The following is a 19,848-nucleotide window of genomic DNA, read 5'->3' as shown; positions in this document are numbered from 1 at the left end:
GCCCAGCGGCGTGAAGGAGTCGTGCATGCCATTGACCGCCCCGCAGGATGCCGCCGTAGTGATGGCGGCGAACAGCCCCGAGGCCGTGATGCCGAAGCGCACTTCCTTGCCTTCCATGTTGCCGCCGGCCTGCAGCGCGCTGGATGCTTGGTCCACGCCGAGCGGCGGCAGCAACGGATTGCCGGCCTGCTCGGCCGGGATGACCGCGATCACCGCCAGCACGAACATCACCGTCATCGCCGCCAGGATGGCCCAACCTTGTCGTTGATCGCCAACCACGCGCCCGAAGGCGAAGCACAGCGCGGCCGGAATCAGGAAGATCGCCAACATCTGCACGAAGTTGGCCAGCGCCGTGGGGTTCTCGTAGGGATGCGCCGAATTGGCGTTGAAGAAGCCGCCGCCGTTGGTGCCGAGCATCTTGATTGCCTCCTGCGAGGCGACCGGGCCCATGGCCAGCGTCTGCGTGGTGGTGCTCGCGTCTTCGGTCACCGGATTGCCCTGGGCGTCCTTCACCGGCTGGCCCGCCGCATCCAGCTTGGGGTTCTGGTAGGCCGTGGTTTCCACCGTGGTCACGGTCTTGTAGGCGTCGAAATTCTGGATCACGCCCTGGCCGGCGAAGAAGATTGCAAGCACGAACGAGATCGGCAGCAGCAGCCACAGAGTGACGCGCGTCAGGTCGACCCAGAAATTGCCCACCAGGCCCTTGCCGTCCGTGCTGCGCGCAGCGAAGCCGCGGGCCAGTGCGAAGGCCACCGCGATCCCAGTGGCGGCCGAGAAGAAGTTCTGCACGGTGAGCCCGAGCATCTGCGTCAGGTAGCTCATGGTCGACTCGCCGGCATAGCCCTGCCAGTTGGTGTTGGAGACGAAGCTCACGGCGGTGTTGAAGGCCGAGTCCGGCGAGACGGCCGCCATGCCCGCGGGATTGAACGGCAGCACCGATTGCAGCCGCTGCAGGCCGTAGACGACCAGCGCGCCGATGGCATTGAAGGCCATCAGCGCAAGCGCATAGCTGCGCCAGTGCATCGAGCTATCCGGCGAGGTTCCGGCGAGCTTGTAGAGCGGCGCTTCGACGCGCTGCATCCAGCGCGGCGGGACGCCGCTGCACAGCAGCGCCAGGTAGCGGCCGAGCGGCCAGGCCAGCAGGCCCAGCACGACGAGGTAGAAGGCCAGCAGGCCCCAGGCAGAGGCGTTCATGTCAGAACTCCTCGGCGCAGATCAGCGCGAACACGAGATAGGCGAACAGGAGGACGGCGAGCAGGCCGCCGAATCCGTAGAGCACTTCGAGGCTGATCACGAACGCTCTCCCTTGGGTGCTTCGAGCTTGAAGAGCCCGACCACCATTCCCGCCATCACGAGCCAAATCGCCGCCAGGGCGGCAATCCACACGATGTCCATTCTTCACTCCTGCAAAAACAATATGGAAAGTGTCCGCGTGGCTGCATAAAAACAGGGGATAGACTGGGGTGAGGGGCGTAAAAAATGCGTAAAGAAACGGGCCGCCTCCTGAGAAAAACGCGGCACGAGATGACCCCATTCCTGGAGGTTGGTCGTCATTTCCCTTCCGCCGCACCAAGTTCTCGGCATCAAGTTCTCGCCACCCGGCTGCCGGACGACCCGCCGGAAAATCGGCTCAGAGCCAGCCTGCTCGGCGAAACCGGTAGTACAAGTAGCCGCACATGCCGACGATCAGCAACAAGGCGGCGGGATAGCCGTAGGCCCACTTCAGCTCGGGCATCTGCTCGAAATTCATGCCCCAGATGCCAGCAAGCGCGTGCAAACGGCGAAGATGCTGGCCCAGGCGGCGAAGCGCTTGACCACCTCGCCGTCTTCGATGGTCACCATCGACAAGTTGACGTGGATCGCAGTGCCGATCGAATCGAAGATCGACTCGATGGTGTTGTTGATCCGGTTGAGGTGGTCGACGACGTCCCGGAAGTACTCCTGCGAGCGGATACACAACTGCGGCACACGGCCGCCGTGCAGCTTGCCGGTTCCTTCGGGGTCGACTCGTTTTCAGTGCACAGAGTGACGGTGCGCAGCGCCAACACTGGCGCGGGTGGGAGTCTGCAAGTCCTTGATTTGCTTTGGATTGCTGTTCGCTTTCGACGGGCGTATCGTGCGTGCCCCACCGACGGAGGCGCGCGATGCAAGGCTGGCAGACGACATTCCTGGGCATGCGCGAGTTGCCGCGCGATCTCAGCGCCTTCGAGCTGCAGGCATTCTTCACCTTCAGTCGCGCCGAGCATGAGCTGATCCAGACGCGCCGCGGCGACTCGTTCAAGCTGGGCCTGGCGCTGCACATCGGATTCCTGCGCATGAGTGGCCGCCTGCTGGACGCCGTGCGGGTGGTGCCGCTGGGGCTCTGGCGGCACCTGGGCAACGAATTGGGCATCGATGCCCCCGAGATTGCCTCGTTGCGCGCAATGTACGGGCGTGGCCGCACCCTGTTCGACCACCAGCAGGTCGCCTGCGAGGCGCTCGGATTCCGGTGGATGACCGAGCATCAGCGGCGCGCCCTGGTGCGCTTGCTCAGCGACGAAGTGTCGCGCTGCGCGGACCGCGAGCAGCTGCTGGTCTATGCCCGCCGCTGGCTGTACGACCACCGGCTGCTGATCGTTCACGACCGGGCCATCCGAGCCCTGATCGCCGCCGCCCTCCTCCACCTGGAAGCCAAGACGGCGGAATCGATTGGCGCCGAGATCGAAGCGGCTACCCTGGAACGATGGCGCCGCACGATCGCACAGCCGCACCCCAGCGGCCAGACCCATCAAAGCTGGTTGTGGGCGGCCCCTGCCAAACACTCGACGCGCCAGATCAGTGAAGTGCTCGAACGCATCGARCTGCTCTATGGCCTGGATGTCCACCGGTTCTTGGGCGCCCTGCCCGACCTCATCGTGCGGCGCTACGCGCGCCGGCTAGTCTCCAGACCGCCGTCGGCCGGCGCAAAGATCAAGGAGCCGGGACGCACCGTGGAAGTCGCCTGCTTCCTGCGCTACTGCCTGCTGACTGCCACCGATCAACTGATCCTGATGGTCCAGCGCCGCGTAGCCGACCTGTGGCGCCATGCCGCCGACGATGTCGGCGAAACGGTCAACTGGGCCGAGCTGTACCAGTCGTTGATCGCCGAGCTGACGAGCCTGAGCGCCAAGGGTGCCGTGCCGGACGCCGAGTTGCGTGACAGATTGGAAGCCCTTGTTGCCGCCCAGGGGCAGCGTCGCCCACCCAGCCGCGCGTCGCTCGTGCGGGAGCGCCTGATCGAAGCCATCCGCCCGGTGCGGTCGCTGCTGGTGGCGCTCGCCAAGCTGCCATGGCAGGCCACCGGCGAGCACCCGGTGATCGAATCGCTGGCGAAGATGCGCGATCTGTATAGCCGCAACGTCAAGAGCCTGCCCGACGGCGTCTCGCTCCGGCTCGGATCGGTCTGGCGCGATGCGATCTCGGGCTACGACCGCGAGCGGGCGTTCCGGGCACTGGAGGTGGCCACGCTGCTCGCACTGCGCCGATCCGTGCGCAACGGCTCGGTGTGGCTCGAACATAGCCTCACCTTCCGTGGTCGCGACCGCCTGTTCCTGCCCGCCGAGCGCTGGGAGGCCGAAGCCAAGCSCCACTACGCACGTCTGTCGCTGCCGACCAAGCCCGCCGATTTCCTTATCCCGCTGCTGGAGCGCGTGCGTGCCGGAGTCGATGCCGTGGCGCAGGCGACCCGCGCCGGCGTCCTGCGCGTGGACGATGAACTGCACCTCGCCGCCCTGCCGGCCGACGACGAGGATCCCGCAGTCACGAAGCTGCGTGCCCGGCTCGATCACCGCATCGGCGAGGTGCAGCTGCCCGAGGTGATCCTGGCCGTGGACGCCCGAGTGCACTTCAGCTGGATCATGCTGGGGCGCGAGCCGCGCTCGGCCGACGAGTTGTTGATGGCGTATGCCGGAATCCTGGCCCACGGCACCAGCCTGACGGCCGCCGACTGCGCCCGCATGATGCCCCAGCTCTCAGCAGCGAGCATCCGCCAGGCCATGCGCTGGGCCGGTGACGAGCATCGATTGGCTCAGGCCTGCCAGGCGGTGCTGGAGTTCATGCAGGGTCACGCAATTGCCGCGACTTGGGGCCGCACGGACCTCGCCTCCTCGGACATGATGAGCATGGAGACCACCAAGCGAGTCTGGCAGGCCCGGATGGATCCCCGGCGCAGCACACCATCGATCGGCATCTACTCCCATGTGCGCGATCGCTGGGGAATCTTCAATGCCCAGCCTTTCGTGCTCAATGAGCGACAGGCCGGCGTGGCCATCGAGGGCGTCGTGCGCCAGGAGTGCATCGAGACGTCCCAGCTCGCGGTGGACACGCACGGGCACACCGACTTCGCAATGGCCCTGGCTCGATTGCTCGGGTTCGATCTATGCCCGCGGCTGAAGGATCTGAAGCAGCGACATCTGTACGTGCCGCGTGGCATGGCAATCCCGTCTGAGATCGCGTCGGTATGCGTGGCCAACGTTGACTTGCGGCCCATCGAGTCCCATTGGGACGCCCTCGTTCATCTCACGGCCTCCGTCATGTGCGGCCACGCCAGCGCGGTGGCGGCACTCGCGCGTTTTGGATCTGCGGCCCGGGGTGACCCGATCTACGAGGCCGGTGTGCAGCTCGGCCGGTTGCTGCGAACGGCGTTCCTGGCRGACTACTTCGTCAATGARGCGTTCCGGCGCGAACTGCGMCGKGTGCTCAATCGCGGCGARGCRGTCAACGCCCTGAAGCGCGCCATCTACACCGGGCGGGTCAGTCCGGCGCAAGCCAAGCGCGTCGACGAGATGCAGGCGGTGGCCGACGCGTTGAGCCTTTTGGCCAACATCGTGATGGCCTGGAACACGACGCAGATGCAAGCGGTGCTCGATCGCTGGGCCAATCGGCGCCAGGTCATCCCGCCAGAACTCATCGGGCGGATCGCGCCCACGCGGCTGGAGGGCATCAACCTGCGCGGTGTCTTCCGCTTCCCGATCGAGCGCTACGCCGACCAGCTCCTACCGTCRCATGCTGCAGCGAAAACGAGCGCCGTGCRATGAAACCGACMTCCCAYCGACGCCYCGAAACCCGAATTCGAGAGTGAACAGGAAAATCAACGAAATCAAGGGCTTACCTGTTGCAACCCGCATGGTTGCTGGCTTCTCGAACCGTCAGTTATTGCACCGAAAAMGAGTAGACCCCACCTCGCATCTCAATTGGAGCGCCAGCAGGAACGGTCCGCGCGAGAAATCGCACAGGCGGCTATGGCGAACGCCCTGCAAGAGCTGGGGGCCAGCCGCGAACAAGGTGAGCCTCAGGGCGCGCGCTCGACAAACTCGCCGAAGAGCAGGGGCCGATGATCGTAGAGCCACGTCGATATGGCAGTGGCAGCAAGGGGCCGCTGCGGGCCGCTAACCACCTCAACTACTCGACCGCCGTCATGCCTGCCGCGCGGATCGCGGCGCGGTCGAAACTCACTACGGCGCTGCATCCCTCGCGAAGCGCAATGCGCGAGATTAGAAAGTCGGCAAAGCCCGCTTTGCCTGTCTTTCCTACTCGTAAGGCTTGGACAGCATCTTGCACGGCCTCGCGCGCCTGGAGCTTGAATTGCGGCGTGGCGAGCAGATCGGTGACCGTCTCCACAAGATCGCTCGTTGTGGCGCCATAAAGGCGCTGGAGCACCCAACACAGTTCGACCAACACCACCAGACTAATGAAACCTGGGGAGCGCTGGCTTAACCGGGTTTCAATGAGGCGCGTTGCGCTGGCAGCTTGCGCCTTGTCGTCCTGCGCGAGGTACCGCACGAGGACATTGGTATCCAGACCGATCATCAGATCAGCGTCCGCGCTTGCGTTGTCGCTCCACAGCGCCCTCGCCGATGGCCCGATCCATTGCCTCCAGACTAACTGGCTTCGCGACCCGGCCGGCAAACCGCCCTTTCAAAGAGGACACCTTGCTCCTGACCGGAACGACCTTGAATCCCTCTCCTTCGGCGATGAAATCGATTTTCGAGCCGGCCTCCAGGCCCAGGGCGTCGCGCACGGAAACAGGCAGGGTCACCTGGCCCTTGCTGGTTAAGGTCGCAACTGGCATCTGGAACTCCTTACGATGGGTAAGGAATTATAGCAAGCGCTGCCAAATGGCGTCAGTCCGGCGTAGCGTGCCAAGTGACGGAGGCCGCGATGCGTCTTGACTGAAAGAACTGCTTGGCCAGTGCAAATTGGGGCACGATCCCGAAATTGGCGCGCACCCGTCTGCGCACTGCGGCAGATCAGCATGTCATCCGCCGGATTCGCCTGTCTTGGACAGCAGCGATGCTTCGACCAGTCAGTCCTGTCCTGGGGTGATCGTACTTTTCCGACAAATTGACACGCTCTTGCAGAATTTCCCTTTAGAAATCAACAGGTTGCGCCAGACGGCTTTCGCGCAGGGAACGCATCCAGTAAGTCCTTGTCACGCAACGAGTTTTCAGACCTGAGCGCACCTTTTTGCAAGAAAAGTACGACTACCCCTCCACGGACGAAAGCCACGCCTTCAATGCGCGGCTGGTGCTCGTCCTGGCCAATCACATCGGATCACTGCCCGTGCTGCGCGAGGCGTTCGCCGCCGCAACACGCAGCTGAACAACCAGTCACAACCACCGGAGACAACCCATGATTCGCCTTTTCCTGACCGGCCTCGCATTGGCCGCAAGCACCCATCTCGCCATTGCGCAGGACACCAAGCCCATCGAATGGGTGGTCGGCTATGCCGCGGGCGGAGGCTCCGACTCCGTCGCCCGCGCCACGGCCGAGGCGATGTCGAAAAGCCTGGCCCGGCCCGTCGTCATCAACAACAAGCCTGGCGCGGCGACCAATATCGCTGCGGACTATGTCGCCCGCTCGAAGGACTACGGCAGTGTCATGCTGACGGCCGACTTCGCCACGCTCGCAGCCAACCCGTTCCTGTTTTCCAAGCTCAGCTACAACGCCGAGAAAGACCTCGCGCCGGTCGGCATGCTGGCGCGTTTCCCGCTCGTTCTGGTGGTCGGTCCCCAGGTGCCGGCAAAGAACTTCAAGGAATTCATCGCCTGGGCCAAGGCGCAACCCGGCGGTGTGAACTACGCCTCGGCCGGTGCTGGGAGTCCGCACCATCTGGCCACCGAGCTGCTGCGCGAAAAAACCGGCGTCGCGATGACGCACGTCGCCTACCGCGGCGCGGCACCCGCGATGCAGGACATTCTCGGCGGCCAGGTGCCCTTCATGATGGTCGACACTGCCAGCGGCAATCAGTTCGTGCTGGCCGGCAAGGTCAAGGCCATCGGCGTCGCGAGCGCGAAGCGCATTGCGACGCTGCCCGACGTGCCGACGCTGGCCGAGCAAGGCCTGACCGATTTCGAGGCATATGCGTGGCAGGGGCTCGCAGTGCCGAGCGGCACGCCTGCTGAAACTGTGACGAAGCTCAACAAGGCCTTGGTCGACGCACTGAACTCGGCAGCGGTTCAGGCACGCTTCCTCGCGCTGGGCGTGGAGGGATTGCCAGGAACACCGAGCGACATGGCCAGGTATGTCAAGGACGAGCGCGAACTGGGGCCGCCTCATCAAGGCAAACAACATCAAGGTCGATTGATCTTTTTGGCGTTCCAGAACGCCCGCAGAATGGCGGAATCCACCCAGGACGGCCCATCTGAGCAAAGCCGCGCACAAATTGTTTTTAATGCGGGCCGGCCTCGAGACAGGCCATCACCACCGGCGAAATCGGGCTGCGATTCCTTTGGCCGGCGTCTTCGGCGATCCATCCGTGCGTTGACCCAGCGCGCATCGCGCGTTGACCGGGAGTGCCGGGCCCGCCCTGGCCGGGTGGAAACACCGATGATGTCGCGCCCCCGCAAGCCTATCCTGCGGAAGCGCTTCCGGGCGCCCTCCACGGAACCCATGGCATGAACGCACACCACTTCAGCACGCTGCTCGAACACCCCGCCGATAGGCAGGCCTGTTGGGGCCGCATCAACACCTCGTACTTTGGCGCGCTGCGCGTGCAGTGCCTCGATGCGGGCACCTTCGACGCACGCCTCGACGCCTACGAACTGGGTCCGCTCGGCATGTTCTTGATCGAGGCGCCGTCGCATCGGGTTGCGCGGCCCGATACGCGCCAAGAAATCGCGCTCGACGAGCATTACAAGCTGGTGCTCCAACTCGAAGGCCACGGCCACATCTCGCAGCGCGACCGCGAGTTCCACCTGCACCCCGGCGACTGGAGCCTGTACGACCCGCGCGTGCCCTACGCCATCACCAACCCCGAGCGCTCGCGCCTGCTGGCCATCACCATCCCGCGCCAACAGTTCAAGGGCATGAAGATGCCCGACCTGCACACCTGCGAGGCGCACACGCCGGCGATGCGGGGACTCTATGCGGTGCTGGGCTCATTCCTCACCTCGCTCGCCGACCAGCTTCCGTCCTTGCCCAATGCAGTTGGCCGCTCGGTCAGCGATACCGTGCTGGGCCTGCTGGCCTCGACGCTCGCCACGCACTCCGACGAGCAGTTCGGCGCACACCCGGTGCCGGGCGTGCTGAAGGCCCGCGTCAAGCAGTTCGTGCATGCGCACCTCGCGGACCCTGCTCTGTCGCTCGATCTCATCGCCCAGCAGTTGCGTTGCTCCAAGCGCTACCTGCACCGCGTGTTCGAAGACGAAGACCAGACGCTCGACCGCTTCATCTGGCAGACGCGGCTCGAACGCTGCAGCGAGGCGCTGCGCAGCGCGGCCGGCCGCCGCATCTCGGTGTCCGAGATCGCCTTCGCCTGGGGCTTCAACAGCAGCGCGCATTTCTGCCGCGTGTTCAAGGCGCAGTACGGCGCCTCGCCGCGCGAGTTCCAGCGGCGCGAAGCCGAGCGGGCCCTCGCCTCGGTGGCGCTGACGCACTGAGGATCTGTCAGGCCGCAGCCAGGTAGCTGCTGTGCAGGATCTCCGGCCGGCTGCGCAATTCTTCCGACGATCCCTCGAAGGCCATGCGGCCGCGCTCCAGCACATAGGCGCGGCTCGACACGGCCAGCGCCACGGTCGTGAACTGCTCGATCAGCAGCACGCCGACGCCCTCGCGCGCGACCTGCTGCACCACCTCCACCAATCGCTTGACCACGGTGGGTGCGAGCCCCAGCGAGAGTTCGTCGATCGCCAGGTAGCGCGGCTTGCCGATCAGCGCCTGCGCGATGCAGACCATCTGCTTCTGCCCGCCCGACAGCGAGCGCGCGGGCAGCGCGAGCTTCACGCGCAGTTCGGGGAACACCGCGAGCACCTGTTCGACCGCGTCCGCCACGCGGGCCGCCGGCAACGCGGTGGCCGCGGCGCGCAGGTTGTCGAGCACCGACAGATCGCCGAGCACGCGGTGCCCTTCCGGCACCACCGCCACGCCCAGCGCGCGCACCCGCTCAGGTCGCTGGCCGTGCAGCGCATGGCCCTGGACCTCGATGCGTCCGCCGGCGAGCGGCAGCACGCCGGCAACGGCCATCACCGTGCTCGACTTGCCCGCGCCGTTGGCGCCGAGCAGCGCGGTCACCTCGCCGGGCGGCACCTGCAGGTCGATGCCGTGCAGCACGGCCTTGCCGCCGCGCTGCAGGCGCAGATCATGGATGCTCAGCATGTCATTCCGTCCCCAGATAGGCCTTGCGCACGGCCGGGTCGTCGAGCACCGCGCGCGTCGGCCCGAGCGCGAGGCGGCGGCCGAAGTCGAGCACCAGCGTCTCTGTGCAGGTGGCCGCGATCAGGTCGACGTCGTGGTCGATCAGCAGCACCTGCGCTCCGCAGAAGGCGTGCACCGAGCCGATCACGCGGCGCAGCGCGCCGGCCTCCTGCTCGGTCAGGCCCGCGCCGGGCTCGTCGAGCAACAGCAGCTTGGGCGCGCCGACCAGCGATTTCGCGATCTCCAGCATGCGGCGCTGGAACAGGTTGAGGCGCTGGCCCAGCACAGTCGCCACGTCGAGAAGGCCCGTGTGCGACAGCGCCCGCGCCACCTGCGCAGTCGCATYGCCGCGTGCATGCGGCACGTGGTCGAACAGCGCCCGCACGTTGTCCCACACGCTCAGGTCTTCCACCACCTGTTCGGTCTGGAACGAACGCCGCAGGCCAAAGCGCACGCGCTCGATGGGTTTCAGCCCCAGCAGGTCGGCGCCGTCCACGGTGACGGTGCCGGCGCGCGGCTGCACGAGGCCGCTCAGCACGTTGACCAGCGTGGTCTTGCCCGCGCCGTTCGGTCCGATCAGGCCGCACACGGGCGCATCGAGTTCGGCGCTGAGTCCGTCGATGGCCTTGACGCCGCCAAAGGCCACGGTGAGATCGCTCACCCGGATCATGGGCCGGCCTCCTTGCCGCCCCGTGCGAACCGCTTGCGCACCGCGTCGAACGCACCCGCCAGTTGCCCGGCGATGCCGCTCGGCGCCGTGATCAGCGCATGCAGCAACGCAACGCCGAAGAAGATCATCGCGAGATAGCCGTTCACGCCGAAGTCCGTGAGCAATGCCGGCACGGCGCGCAGCAACAGCCCCGCGATCAGTGCACCGGCCCAGTGGTACACGCCGCCCACCACGGTGAGCGCGAACAGCATCACCGAATCGCCCGCGGTGAAGGCACGCCCGTCGAGCTGACCCACCCCGCCCGCGAGCAATGCGCCCGCCACGCCGGCGCAGAAGCCCGCCAGCCCGAAGGCCCAGGTCTGGTAGCGCAGGATGTTCACGCCGGCCGCCACGGCCGCGGCCTCGCCGCGCCGGATCAGCGCCCACGACCGGCCGGCCCGCGTGCGCCGGTGCAGTTCGATCAGCGCCAGCACCGCCGCCAGCCACACCGCCACGTAGCGGAAATACGCCGCATCGGACAGCGCCAGCGCGGGCCGCGGCATCATCAGCCGCTCGCTGCCGAACACGCGGCCCAGCCAGCCCGCGCCGCCGTCGGGAAAGCCCATGACGTTGATCACCACCTGGAAGCCGCCGGCCATCATCATCGTGACGAGCGCGAGATAAAGCCCCTTGAGTCGCAGCGCCGGCAGCCCCGCGAGCATGCCCACCCCGCACGACAGCAACCCGCCCGCGAGCACCGACAGCTCGAAGGGCCAGCCCAGCCCGTGCCCCGCGCGCAATGCGATCCAGCCGCCCACGCCGAGCAGCGCGTACTGGCACAGCGACACCAGCCCCAGCTGGCCGTAGAGCAGCGCCACGCCGGCCGCCGCGATCGACAGCGCGAGCGACGAGGTGAGCGTCTTGATCCAGTAGGCATTCGCCAGCCACGGCACGGCGATGCCGATGAGCAGCACGCAGCCCACCATCACGGCCAGCGAAAGACTCGCGCGGCGAGATGCCTCGGCCAACGAGGCGGGCGCCGCTGCACTACTGGGAACGGGCGCCGTGGCGGTGTAAATCGACGCGCTCATGCCTGCCGCGTCCCCGTGCGAAAGAAGACGATCATGGCCAGCGCGATCAGGAACGGTGTGGCGGTGCGAAACGCCGCGAAGCCCGGCACCGTGATCGCCAGCGCCTCCAGCACGCCGATCGCGATGCCGCCCGCCACCGTGGCCGGCAGCGAATGCAGCCGCCCGATGATCGCCGCGGCAAAGGCCGGGATCACCAGGAAGGTCAGCAGCGTGGCCTGCAGCCGCACGATGTTGGCGAGCAGCAGCCCGCACACGCCGGCGAAGGCGCCGCTGAGCACCCAGGCCACCGTGTCGACACCCAGCACGCGAATGCCCAGCAGCGCGCTCAGGTCGCGGTCGTTGGCCAGCGCGCGCATCTTCAAGCCCACGCGCGTCTTCGACAGCAGCAGGCCCACGCCCCCCATCATCAGCACCGCCAAGGCGAGCCCCAGCGCCCGCGTGTGGGTGAGCCGCACCTCGACCTCGCCGAGCACGAAATCGATCGCGCCCGCATCGGTGGGCAGCACCAGCCGGCGCGGCTGCTCGCCCCAGTACCACTCGGTGAAGCCCACCACCACCAGCGCGAAGCCCAGCGTGGCGATGCTGCGGATGGTCGGGTCGCGGTGCGAGAGGCGCGGCGCCAGCAGCCGCCCGTAGGCCAGCGACAGCAGCATCGACGCGACGATGGCCGCGCACCACGCGAGGCCCTGCGGCCAGTCCGCCTCGAGCATCGACCAGGCCACATACGCGCCGATGGCACCGATGGCGCCGAACGCGAAATTCAGCACCCCCGAGGAGCGATAGAGCACCACCAGCCCCACGCCCGAGAGCGCATACACCGCGCCCAGGCCCAGGCCCGAGATGACGAAAGGCAGGTAGTCCTCCATGGCCCGGCGCGCCTACTTGAGGCCCATCTTCTGCTCGTCGGCGCGGATGTCCACCAGCTCCGGATCGTCCGCCGTCAGGCAGCCGCCGGGCGTAAAGCGCCAGCCGTTGCCGTCCGGACTCGCGACCGGCCCGCTGTTGTTGGCGTTGTGGCGGTTGCCGTTGCCCACGTAGAAGGGCTTGCAGAGGATGTCGCTGCGAAAGTCCGTCACCTTGCGCAGCGCATCGGTCACGCTCGCGCGGTCGATCTTCTTCGGGTCCATCTTGAGCAGGGCCTGCGTCACCAGCCGCGCGGCGACGTAGCCGGCCTGCGAGAAGGTGTCGCGCGGATCGCTCTTGGCGCCGTACTTTTCCATCACCGCGAGCCAGTTCCTGTTGTCGGGCCCGGCCGATTCGAGCGGGTTGAATTCGAGGTTGACGTCGAAGTTGCCCTTCCAGTACGGCCCGATGGCCTTGGGCACGTCGGCGTTGTAGGCCGGCGCGGACGACACGAAGTGGATCTTCTTGCCCAGGTTCTGCTGCTCGGCGGCGGCCAGCATGGGCACGAGGATGCCCTTGGGCACGTTCATGATGATGGTGTCGGGCTTCTTCGCGGCGGCCTGCAGCATCGTGGACGTGGCGTCGGCCGAACCGGGGTCGATGGCGATGGTCTCGACCTCCACGCCGTTCTTCCTGCCCCATTCCTTGGGCCCCTCGCAGGCCCAGTTGCCCAGGCTCGGGATGTTCGGAATGATGCAGACCATCTTCTTGGACTTGTACTTCTGCGCCGCGTACATCGCGGCGATGGTGGCCGACACGCGCGGCCCCGCGTTCACCGGCACATAGTTGCGCGCGTTGAAGCATTCGCGCGGCACGCCGGTACCGGCGATCACCATCACGCCCTCGTCGGCGTACATCTTGGCGTTGGCGCCGCACTCTACGAAGCTGGTGCTGCCCGCGAGCGCGACCACCTTGCGGTCCTTCACGAGCTTGGAGGCCACCTGCGCGGCGGTTTCGGGGTTCCACTGGTCGTCGACCACGATGTAGTCGACCGGCCGGCCGTTGATGCCGCCGTTGGCGTTCACGCACTTGAAGTACGCGGCCGCCGCCTGGCCCGAGGCGCTGAAGTCGTCGGGCCCGGTCTTGCCGACCACGGCGCCGATGGGGATGGGTTCGCCCGTCGCGGGCTTGCCGCTGTTGAGGCCGCAGTCGGGTCCGGACTGTGCCCAGGCCCCGCTGAAACCGGCCAGACCCAGGGCGCCGACGATGGCCGATAGCGCGATCTTCTTTTTTCTCAGCATGATGAATGTCTCCTGTTGTGTCTTGTTGCAATCGGAACCGGACGCGGCTACACCGCCATGCAGACGCTCTTGAGCTCGGTGAAGCCCTCGACCGCCGCGCGCCCCAGGTCGCGCCCGTAGCCCGACTGCTTCACGCCGCCCAGCGGCAGCGCGTTGTCGAGCACGTTGTGCGCGTTGACCCAGACCACGCCCGCCTGCAGCCGCGGCACGATGCGGTGCACGGCCGAGAGGTTGTTCGACCACACGCTCGCGGCGAGGCCGTAGGCGCTGTCGTTGGCCAGGCGGATGGCATCCTCGACATCGTCGAAGGGCACCACCGTGGCGACGGGGCCGAACACTTCCTCGCGCACGATGCGCATCGAGGGCTGCGTGTCGACGAACACGGTCGGCCGCACGAAGCAGCCGCCGTCGAAGGCGCGGCTGCCGCCCGTGACGAGCGTGGCCCCTTCGGCCACCGCGCCGTCGATGTGCGCCATCACACGGTCCATGTGGCGCCTGGACACCAGCGGTCCGAACTGCGCCTGTGGGTCGAAGCCCGAGCCGATGTGCAGGCCCTCGGCGACCTGCGCGAGCTGCTGCACCACCTTGTCGAAGATGCCGCGCTGCACGTAGACGCGCGAGCCGGCCGTGCACACCTGCCCCTGGTGAAAAAAGATGCCGTTGGCCGCGCCCTGCGCCGCCGCGACCGGGTCGGCGTCGTCGAGCACGATCAGCGGCGACTTGCCGCCGAGCTCCAGCGTGAAGCGCGACATGTTGTCGACCGCGGCATGGCCGATGCGCTGGCCCACGGCGGTCGAGCCGGTGAAGCTGATCTTGCGGATGTCCGGGTGCGCGGCGAGCGYGGCGCCGGCGGTTGCGCCGCGGCCGCACACGACGTTGAGGGCGCCGGGCGGAAAGCCCGCCTCGATGGCCAGTTCGGCCAGCCGCAGCGCGGTGAGCGGCGTTTCCTCCGAGGGCTTGAGCACCACGGTGCAGCCGGCGRCGAGCGCGGGCGCCACCTTCCAAAGCGCGATCGCGAGCGGAAAGTTCCACGGCACGATCGCGCCGATCACGCCCACGGGCTCGCGCCGCGTGTAGGTCACCCACTGCGGGCCGGGGATGCCGATGGAGTTGTCCAGCGTCTGCCCTTCGAGCTTGGTGGCCCAACCCGCCATGTAGCGCACGAACTCCGCGCCACCGCCCACGTCGACCATGCGCGCGATGCCGCGCAGCTTGCCGCTCTGCAGGGTTTCGAGCGCGCTGAGCTCGTCGGCGTGCGACTCGATGAGCGTCGACAGCGTGTAGAGCATGCGCTCGCGGTCGGCCGGACGCAGCGACTTCCATGCGGCGCTCTCGAAGGTGCGGCGCGCGCTCGCGACGGCGGCATGCACGTCGGCCGCATCGCTGTCGGGGGCTTCGGCCACGGTCATCTCGGTGGCCGGATCGACGACGGGCAGGTACAGGCCGTTGGCGGGTGCCGCCTCGCGGCCGTCGATATGGTTGCCGCGGCGGCGCTGCGCCAGCAGGCCCACCAGGCCGAGGTGTTCGAGCGAAAGGTCTCGCAGGTTCATGGATTGACTCCGGGGCGATGCATTGAATGAAAGAAAAAGGCGGAACTCACGACATGGCCTGCGCCACGAGCAGCGTGTCGGTGAACTGCTCGAAGCTGCGCACCTTGCCGCCCTGCACCTGCCACACATGCGTCACGCGGGCGCGCATGGTCTTGCCGGTCTTGCGGTGGCAGCCGTGGTAGTTGCCGATGCCGACCACGGTGTCGCCGCCATCGACCAGCCGCTCGAGTTCGAAGCGGTAGCCCTCCCACTCGGCGCCCAGCACCTTGAAGACCTTCTCGATCACTTGCGCCGGACCGACGTGCGTGCCGGCACATGGAAAGCCGGCCATCTCGGTCCACTGCACGTCGCCGGCCACGTCGGCGAACATGGCGGGGAGGTCCTGGCGGTCGGAGGCGGCGTAGTGATCGGCAATGATCTGATGGGGTGTACGCATGAAGAAAAGACTCCTTGGGGTGACAGCAGAAAAGCTTGGGCTCAGACCGGCCCGAACTCGGGCGGATAGAAGGTCTGCGAGGCCTTGCGCATGAAGGCGCCGGCGGGGTTGTTGGCGACTTCGCCCGCACCGGTGACGCCCAGGAACTTGCCGGTCGAGCGGCCGCTCGTGAAGTTGAAGAAGAACACCGAGGCGACCGGAATCAGGAACTCGCGGAAGGTGAAGATGTACTGGTCCTCGTCGAACTTGTAGTAGCTCGCAAGGTCGACGTCGCCATGGCCGCGCTGCACGCCGACCAGGCACTGCCAGGCATAGCGCTCGGCACTTAGGTAGCTGTGTTCATAGGTGTGCTCGGGGCTGTAGATCTGCCAGGTGCGCAGGCCGATGAGGTCGCGCGTGGGCTGCGGAACGGGGCCTGTGGCGGTGCCGCCTTCGAGCGTGCCGACCCAGAAGTCCTGCGGCACGCGCGGCTGGCCCGCGGCTTCGTCGGCGCCGACGATGCGGCAGCGGATCGCGAGCACGCGGCGGGTGCGCGTGTTGAGGACGACGCTCAGTGCTTCGGTCGGGCGGCTGGCCTGGGTGATGTCGAGGAAAAAGGTATCGTGGGCGACCTCGATGGCCTCGTACCAGTCGCCGTTGCCTTGCCCGCCGCGAGCACCCTGCTCCTGCCAATCCAGCGCATGCTGCGAGCGCGGCTGCAGCGTGAGCTGGAAGTCGGGCAAGGCGAGCTTCAGTGTCTGCCCGGCGAGCGCATCGGTGGCGGGCAGGCGGTTGGTGGCGATGCCGAGGGCGAACTGGTCGTAGGTCTTCCAGTCGGCCGGCCTGGTGGCGTCGGTGCTCATGGCGTTTTCCTCAGGCGTCGTGCGCGAAGGCAATGGTGGGCAGGTCGACCGCGGACGCGCCGCCATCGACCATCAACGAACTGCCGGTGACCATGGCGGCCAGCGGCGAGGCAAGGAACAGCACGGCATTCGCCACGTCCTCGGGGCTGGCGGGGCGGCCMATGGGCACGTCGCGCGTGACGAGGTCGTAGGCGGCGTCGGCGCCCGGCAGGCGGTATTTGTCGACCAGCACCTGCATCTGTTCGTCGGCCATCTCGGTGCGCACCCAGCCGGGGCACACCGCGTTCACGCGCACGCCCTGGCTGCCGTAGTCGCGCGCCAGCGAACGCACCAGGCCGATGAGCGCATGCTTCATCGTCACGTAGCCGATCACGCCCGGGCCGGCGAAGTGGCCCGCGAGCGACGAGAGCACGACGATGTTGCCGCGACGCTCGATCAGCTCGGGCAGCAGTTCGCGCGCGCAGACGAAGGCGGTATCGAGATTGAGCCGCGTCGAGAGGGCCCAGGAGGCGTCGTCGGTGGACAGCGCATCGCCCACGCCGTGGCCGCCCGCGTTGGCGACCAGCACGTCGATGCGGCCGAACTTCTCGCGTGCGGCGGCGAGCGCACGCTGCACGTCGACAGTGCTGGCGGCATCGCCCGAAACAGCCAGCCCGCCGAGCCTTGCGGCAACCGCCTCGAGCTGCGCGAGGCGACGGCCCATCAGCACCACGCGGCCACCGGCCGCGACGAACTGTTCGGCCACCGCCGCGCCGATGCCGGTGCCGCCGCCGGTGATGAATGCGACCTTGCCGGCCATGGAAACTGTGGAACTCATTCGCGCTGTCTCCTTGTCGGGATGGACTCTAGGTTTCGAGGCACCTGGGCGATTGACCGAACGCGCAGTGTTCGTTGCTCGACAGCGCGGCCGAACAGGCTCATGCTGGCTGCGCCAGCACGAAGGCCGCGCAGCGCTCGGCCAGCATCACGGTCGGCGCGTTGGTGTTGCCGCTCACGAGCGAAGGCATCACCGAGGCGTCGCACACGCGCAGCTTCGCCACGCCGTGCACGCGCATCTGCRCATCGACCACGGCCATGCCGTCGCTGCCCATGCGGCAGGTGCCGCTCGGGTGGTAGACGGTCTTGGCGCGCTGGCGCACATAGGCCTCGATGGCGTCGTCGGCCATGTCGTCGGCCGCAGAGGGCGCGAGCTCTTCGGAGACCACTTCGCGCAGCGCCGGCGCGCGCAGGATGCGGCGCGCGAGCTTCACGCCGCGCACCAGCGTGTCCACGTCTTCCTGCGCCTGCAGGTAGCCGCCGTCGAACAGGATCGGGGCCATCGGGTCGGCGCTGCGCAGGCGCACGCTGCCGCGCGATGCCGGGCGCAGGAAGCAGGGGTTGATCGACAGGCCATGGCCGGCGAGCGGCTCGCGGTCCACGTCGCCCACGAGCACCGGCAGCACATGGAACTGCAGGTCGGGCCGGCCTTGGCCGGTGGTGTCAACGAAACCGCCGCTCTCGACCACGTTGGAGGTCAGCAGGCCGGTGTTGAAGAGCGTCCATTGCAGGCCGTGCTTGAGCGCCGCGAGGCCGCGGTCGTTGCCGAGCAGGCTGACGGGCTCGCGCGTGCGGCCGTAGACCGACACCTCCAGGTGGTCCTGGAAGTTCTCGCCCACGCCGGGCAAGGCATGCGCCACGGGGATGCCGAGCGACTGCAGCTGCTCGCCGGGGCCGATGCCCGAGAGCAGCAGCAGCTTGGGCGAGGCCAGCGCGCCGGCCGAGAGGATCACTTCCTCGCGGGCGGTGGCGACGATCTCCTCGCCGGTGCCGCCCTTCCCCATGCGGTAGGCCACGCCGGTCGCTGCGCCGTCCTGCGTCAGCACGCGCAGCACATGCGCGCCCGTGACCACGGTGAGCTTCGGGTTGCCGCGCACGGCCGCGAGGTACGTGGCCGCCGTGCTGGCCCGCCGCCCCTCGAAGGTGGTGGTCTGGTAGAAGCCCACGCCCGCCTGCGCGGCGCCGTTGAAATCGTCGTTGTAGGCCAGGCCCGCCTGCTGCGCCGCGCGCACGAAAGCCAGGCTCAGCGGATGCCGGTAGCGCGTGTCGCTCACCTTCAGCGGCCCGGTGGTGCCGTGCAGTTCGCAGGCGAAGCGTGAATTCGACTCGGCCTTGCGGAACCAGGGCAGCACGTCGCGCCAGCCCCAGCCCTCGCAGCCCTGTGCCTGCCAGCCGTCGTAGTCGGCCGGCGTGCCGCGGATGTAGACCATGGCGTTGACCGAACTGCCCCCGCCTAGCGTGCGCCCCTGCGGCACGAACATCTTCCGGCCACCCGCCGCAGACTGCGGCTCGCTCTCGTAGGCCCAGGTGCGCTCGGTACCGATCACGCGCACGAAGGTCGCAGGCATGTGGATGAATCGGTCGTTGTCCGGTGGCCCCGCCTCCAGCAGCAGCACGCTGTGCCCCGCCAGCACCAGCCGGTGCGCCAGCACGCAGCCGGCCGAGCCGGCCCCCACCACCACGAAGTCGAAAAGCTGTTGCGCCATGTTGTTGTCCCGTGTCCGTCCTGAGTTGTTTCTGCAGACGGATGCTCGGGGCTACAGCCCGCCTTGGCGCACCTGGGCAGGTTGGTGCAATTCAAATTGCGCTGTTGGTCAATGCGGGAGCCAATTGGATGAATCGATGCGCGCGCCGGCAGCTGCGCCAGCCTCAGTTGAGGTCACTGTTTGCGAGTTCGGTCCCAAGCTCCCTCGCTCTTCGAGATGCGGCTTGAACAGCAGCCGCTGTAATGTTCCTTGTGTCATGCCGTTCATACGACACCGCCGTGTCGAATTGCGTTGAGAATCGATCGCACCTTTTTCGAACAGCCCCCGGCAGCGAACACCGCTGGCGTTTGGCCATCGAGCCATTCGTGCGGCTTGTCCAACCAGGTTTGGGCCGCTGCGCCGAACACCTGGGCAGCGAGATCCAGCAAGTCCTGTGGAGGACTTCCCAATCCAGTCTCCCCCTGCGGATCCCGCGGCCAAGCCAGGTGCGAGCCCATGTCGACCCCGAAGGCGCGAAACGGTGCCGCGGCGGTCATCAAGCCCTCACCGACATAGTCGATGTTCTGATGATGGTGGCCATGGACCACCAGCTGGACACCGTATTGCCCGGATCAGCAACAACGGGAATATCACTTCGTCGACTAGCAGCCCCGTTATCGGATTGAGTCCGGCTGTGAAGAGTTCGATGGGCTACGACTTCGGAATCAGACACGCGTTCTAGTCTTAGCTTCGAGTCATCATGTATTGGGAGCGGGCATGGTGGGGCGTTGATGTACATCGTGTCGTATCTGCGCAGCCTGGGCGGCGTCTGGGGTAATCGAATGTAAGGGACTTCCCCGTCCCGATTAGGCCGCTGCGTATTGCGGCTGCCGGCAACAGAGTGCCACGATGGGGTTGCGAAGCTCCATCAACTCACTCGGAAAGGGGAAGCCCCATGACTATTTTGTACGTTGGCATCGATCT

18 protein-coding genes and 2 pseudogenes are annotated in these 19,848 nt (G+C 67.1%); 4 read left to right on the top strand and 16 right to left on the bottom strand.

Features of this window, described 5'->3' with window-relative positions:
* The 3 genes and pseudogenes from AC1DY5_RS11435 to AC1DY5_RS11425 form a co-directional block, all read right to left on the bottom strand.
* Window positions 1–1,194, bottom strand: a 1,194-nt coding sequence (locus AC1DY5_RS11435) for a potassium-transporting ATPase subunit KdpA (RefSeq protein WP_478111401.1), incomplete at its 3' end; no start/stop codon positions are given.
* Window position 1,195: 1 nt separating this feature from the next.
* The gene (gene kdpF, locus AC1DY5_RS11430; protein WP_478111400.1) at window positions 1,196–1,294 is read right to left on the bottom strand and encodes a K(+)-transporting ATPase subunit F; all 99 of its coding nucleotides are present in this window, start codon (window positions 1,292–1,294) and stop codon (window positions 1,196–1,198) included.
* A 336-nt stretch (window positions 1,295–1,630) separates the two neighbouring features.
* Window positions 1,631–1,998: pseudogene (locus tag AC1DY5_RS11425) on the bottom strand (CorA family divalent cation transporter); the annotation flags it as partial.
* 146 nt (window positions 1,999–2,144) lie between these two features.
* Here AC1DY5_RS11425 and AC1DY5_RS11420 point away from each other — a divergent pair.
* Window positions 2,145–5,054, top strand: coding sequence for a Tn3 family transposase (locus tag AC1DY5_RS11420; RefSeq protein ID WP_478111399.1), 2,910 nt, complete (start codon window positions 2,145–2,147; stop codon window positions 5,052–5,054).
* A 364-nt stretch (window positions 5,055–5,418) separates the two neighbouring features.
* Here AC1DY5_RS11420 and AC1DY5_RS11415 read toward each other — a convergent pair whose 3' ends face one another.
* Both AC1DY5_RS11415 and AC1DY5_RS11410 read right to left on the bottom strand, forming a co-directional pair.
* A complete protein-coding gene (locus AC1DY5_RS11415; RefSeq protein ID WP_478111398.1) occupies window positions 5,419–5,826 on the bottom strand; it encodes a PIN domain-containing protein in 408 nt (135 codons plus the stop codon).
* A 4-nt stretch (window positions 5,827–5,830) separates the two neighbouring features.
* Window positions 5,831–6,088, bottom strand: coding sequence for an AbrB/MazE/SpoVT family DNA-binding domain-containing protein (locus tag AC1DY5_RS11410; RefSeq protein ID WP_478111397.1), 258 nt, complete (start codon window positions 6,086–6,088; stop codon window positions 5,831–5,833).
* A 395-nt stretch (window positions 6,089–6,483) separates the two neighbouring features.
* Between AC1DY5_RS11410 and AC1DY5_RS11405 the strand changes: the two genes are divergently transcribed.
* From AC1DY5_RS11405 to AC1DY5_RS11395, 3 genes and pseudogenes are all read left to right on the top strand, one after another.
* Window positions 6,484–6,618: a DUF2783 domain-containing protein gene (locus AC1DY5_RS11405; RefSeq protein WP_478111396.1), complete on the top strand. Its 135-nt coding sequence runs from the start codon at window positions 6,484–6,486 to the stop codon at window positions 6,616–6,618.
* 30 nt (window positions 6,619–6,648) lie between these two features.
* Window positions 6,649–7,603: pseudogene (locus AC1DY5_RS11400) on the top strand (Bug family tripartite tricarboxylate transporter substrate binding protein).
* A gap of 310 nt (window positions 7,604–7,913) precedes the next feature.
* Window positions 7,914–8,897 carry an AraC-like ligand-binding domain-containing protein gene (locus AC1DY5_RS11395; RefSeq protein ID WP_478111395.1) on the top strand — a complete coding sequence of 328 codons (984 nt, stop codon included), beginning with the start codon at window positions 7,914–7,916 and terminating at the stop codon, window positions 8,895–8,897.
* 7 nt (window positions 8,898–8,904) lie between these two features.
* Here the strand turns inward: AC1DY5_RS11395 and AC1DY5_RS11390 are convergent, their stop codons facing one another.
* From AC1DY5_RS11390 to AC1DY5_RS11340, 11 genes are all read right to left on the bottom strand, one after another.
* On the bottom strand, window positions 8,905–9,612 hold the full coding sequence (locus tag AC1DY5_RS11390; RefSeq protein ID WP_478111394.1) for an ABC transporter ATP-binding protein: 708 nt from the start codon (window positions 9,610–9,612) through the stop codon (window positions 8,905–8,907).
* A gap of 1 nt (window position 9,613) precedes the next feature.
* Window positions 9,614–10,321, bottom strand: a complete 708-nt coding sequence (locus AC1DY5_RS11385; protein ID WP_478111393.1) for an ABC transporter ATP-binding protein — start codon at window positions 10,319–10,321, stop codon at window positions 9,614–9,616.
* Complete coding sequence (locus tag AC1DY5_RS11380) at window positions 10,318–11,391, bottom strand: branched-chain amino acid ABC transporter permease (RefSeq protein ID WP_478111392.1); 1,074 nt, start codon at window positions 11,389–11,391, stop codon at window positions 10,318–10,320. The genes AC1DY5_RS11385 and AC1DY5_RS11380 overlap by 4 nt, the downstream gene beginning before the upstream one ends.
* Window positions 11,388–12,257 carry a branched-chain amino acid ABC transporter permease gene (locus AC1DY5_RS11375; protein ID WP_478111391.1) on the bottom strand — a complete coding sequence of 290 codons (870 nt, stop codon included), beginning with the start codon at window positions 12,255–12,257 and terminating at the stop codon, window positions 11,388–11,390. The genes AC1DY5_RS11380 and AC1DY5_RS11375 overlap by 4 nt, the downstream gene beginning before the upstream one ends.
* Window positions 12,258–12,269: 12 nt before the next feature.
* Window positions 12,270–13,535: an ABC transporter substrate-binding protein gene (locus AC1DY5_RS11370; protein ID WP_478111390.1), complete on the bottom strand. Its 1,266-nt coding sequence runs from the start codon at window positions 13,533–13,535 to the stop codon at window positions 12,270–12,272.
* A gap of 47 nt (window positions 13,536–13,582) precedes the next feature.
* Window positions 13,583–15,085, bottom strand: a complete 1,503-nt coding sequence (locus AC1DY5_RS11365) for an aldehyde dehydrogenase family protein (RefSeq protein WP_478111389.1) — start codon at window positions 15,083–15,085, stop codon at window positions 13,583–13,585.
* Window positions 15,086–15,131: 46 nt separating this feature from the next.
* Window positions 15,132–15,521: a nuclear transport factor 2 family protein gene (locus AC1DY5_RS11360; RefSeq protein WP_478111388.1), complete on the bottom strand. Its 390-nt coding sequence runs from the start codon at window positions 15,519–15,521 to the stop codon at window positions 15,132–15,134.
* Window positions 15,522–15,562: 41 nt separating this feature from the next.
* Window positions 15,563–16,363: a MoaF C-terminal domain-containing protein gene (locus tag AC1DY5_RS11355; protein WP_478111387.1), complete on the bottom strand. Its 801-nt coding sequence runs from the start codon at window positions 16,361–16,363 to the stop codon at window positions 15,563–15,565.
* Window positions 16,364–16,373: 10 nt separating this feature from the next.
* Window positions 16,374–17,180 carry an SDR family NAD(P)-dependent oxidoreductase gene (locus tag AC1DY5_RS11350; RefSeq protein ID WP_478111386.1) on the bottom strand — a complete coding sequence of 269 codons (807 nt, stop codon included), beginning with the start codon at window positions 17,178–17,180 and terminating at the stop codon, window positions 16,374–16,376.
* Window positions 17,181–17,280: 100 nt separating this feature from the next.
* Entirely contained in the window at window positions 17,281–18,885 is a 1,605-nt protein-coding gene (locus tag AC1DY5_RS11345) for a GMC family oxidoreductase (protein ID WP_478111385.1), read from the bottom strand.
* A gap of 263 nt (window positions 18,886–19,148) precedes the next feature.
* The gene (locus AC1DY5_RS11340; RefSeq protein WP_478111384.1) at window positions 19,149–19,472 is read right to left on the bottom strand and encodes an antitoxin Xre/MbcA/ParS toxin-binding domain-containing protein; all 324 of its coding nucleotides are present in this window, start codon (window positions 19,470–19,472) and stop codon (window positions 19,149–19,151) included.
* Between the last annotated feature and the right edge of the window lie 376 nt (window positions 19,473–19,848).

This window comes from Variovorax sp. P4_D9 (genome assembly GCF_056401695.1).
This window is presented reverse-complemented; position numbering and strand designations above follow the sequence as displayed.

Bases quoted from the DNA above. Each gene is read 5' to 3' on its own strand.
- AC1DY5_RS11415 (WP_478111398.1), bottom strand. From the start codon at position 5,826: ATGATCGGTCTGGATACCAATGTCCTCGTGCGGTACCTCGCGCAGGAC.
- AC1DY5_RS11410 (WP_478111397.1), bottom strand. From the start codon at position 6,088: ATGCCAGTTGCGACCTTAACCAGCAAGGGCCAGGTGACCCTGCCTGTT.
- AC1DY5_RS11395 (WP_478111395.1), top strand. From the start codon at position 7,914: ATGAACGCACACCACTTCAGCACGCTGCTCGAACACCCCGCCGATAGG.
- AC1DY5_RS11390 (WP_478111394.1), bottom strand. From the start codon at position 9,612: ATGCTGAGCATCCATGATCTGCGCCTGCAGCGCGGCGGCAAGGCCGTG.
- AC1DY5_RS11380 (WP_478111392.1), bottom strand. From the start codon at position 11,391: ATGAGCGCGTCGATTTACACCGCCACGGCGCCCGTTCCCAGTAGTGCA.
- AC1DY5_RS11375 (WP_478111391.1), bottom strand. From the start codon at position 12,257: ATGGAGGACTACCTGCCTTTCGTCATCTCGGGCCTGGGCCTGGGCGCG.
- AC1DY5_RS11370 (WP_478111390.1), bottom strand. From the start codon at position 13,535: ATGCTGAGAAAAAAGAAGATCGCGCTATCGGCCATCGTCGGCGCCCTG.
- AC1DY5_RS11360 (WP_478111388.1), bottom strand. From the start codon at position 15,521: ATGCGTACACCCCATCAGATCATTGCCGATCACTACGCCGCCTCCGAC.
- AC1DY5_RS11355 (WP_478111387.1), bottom strand. From the start codon at position 16,363: ATGAGCACCGACGCCACCAGGCCGGCCGACTGGAAGACCTACGACCAG.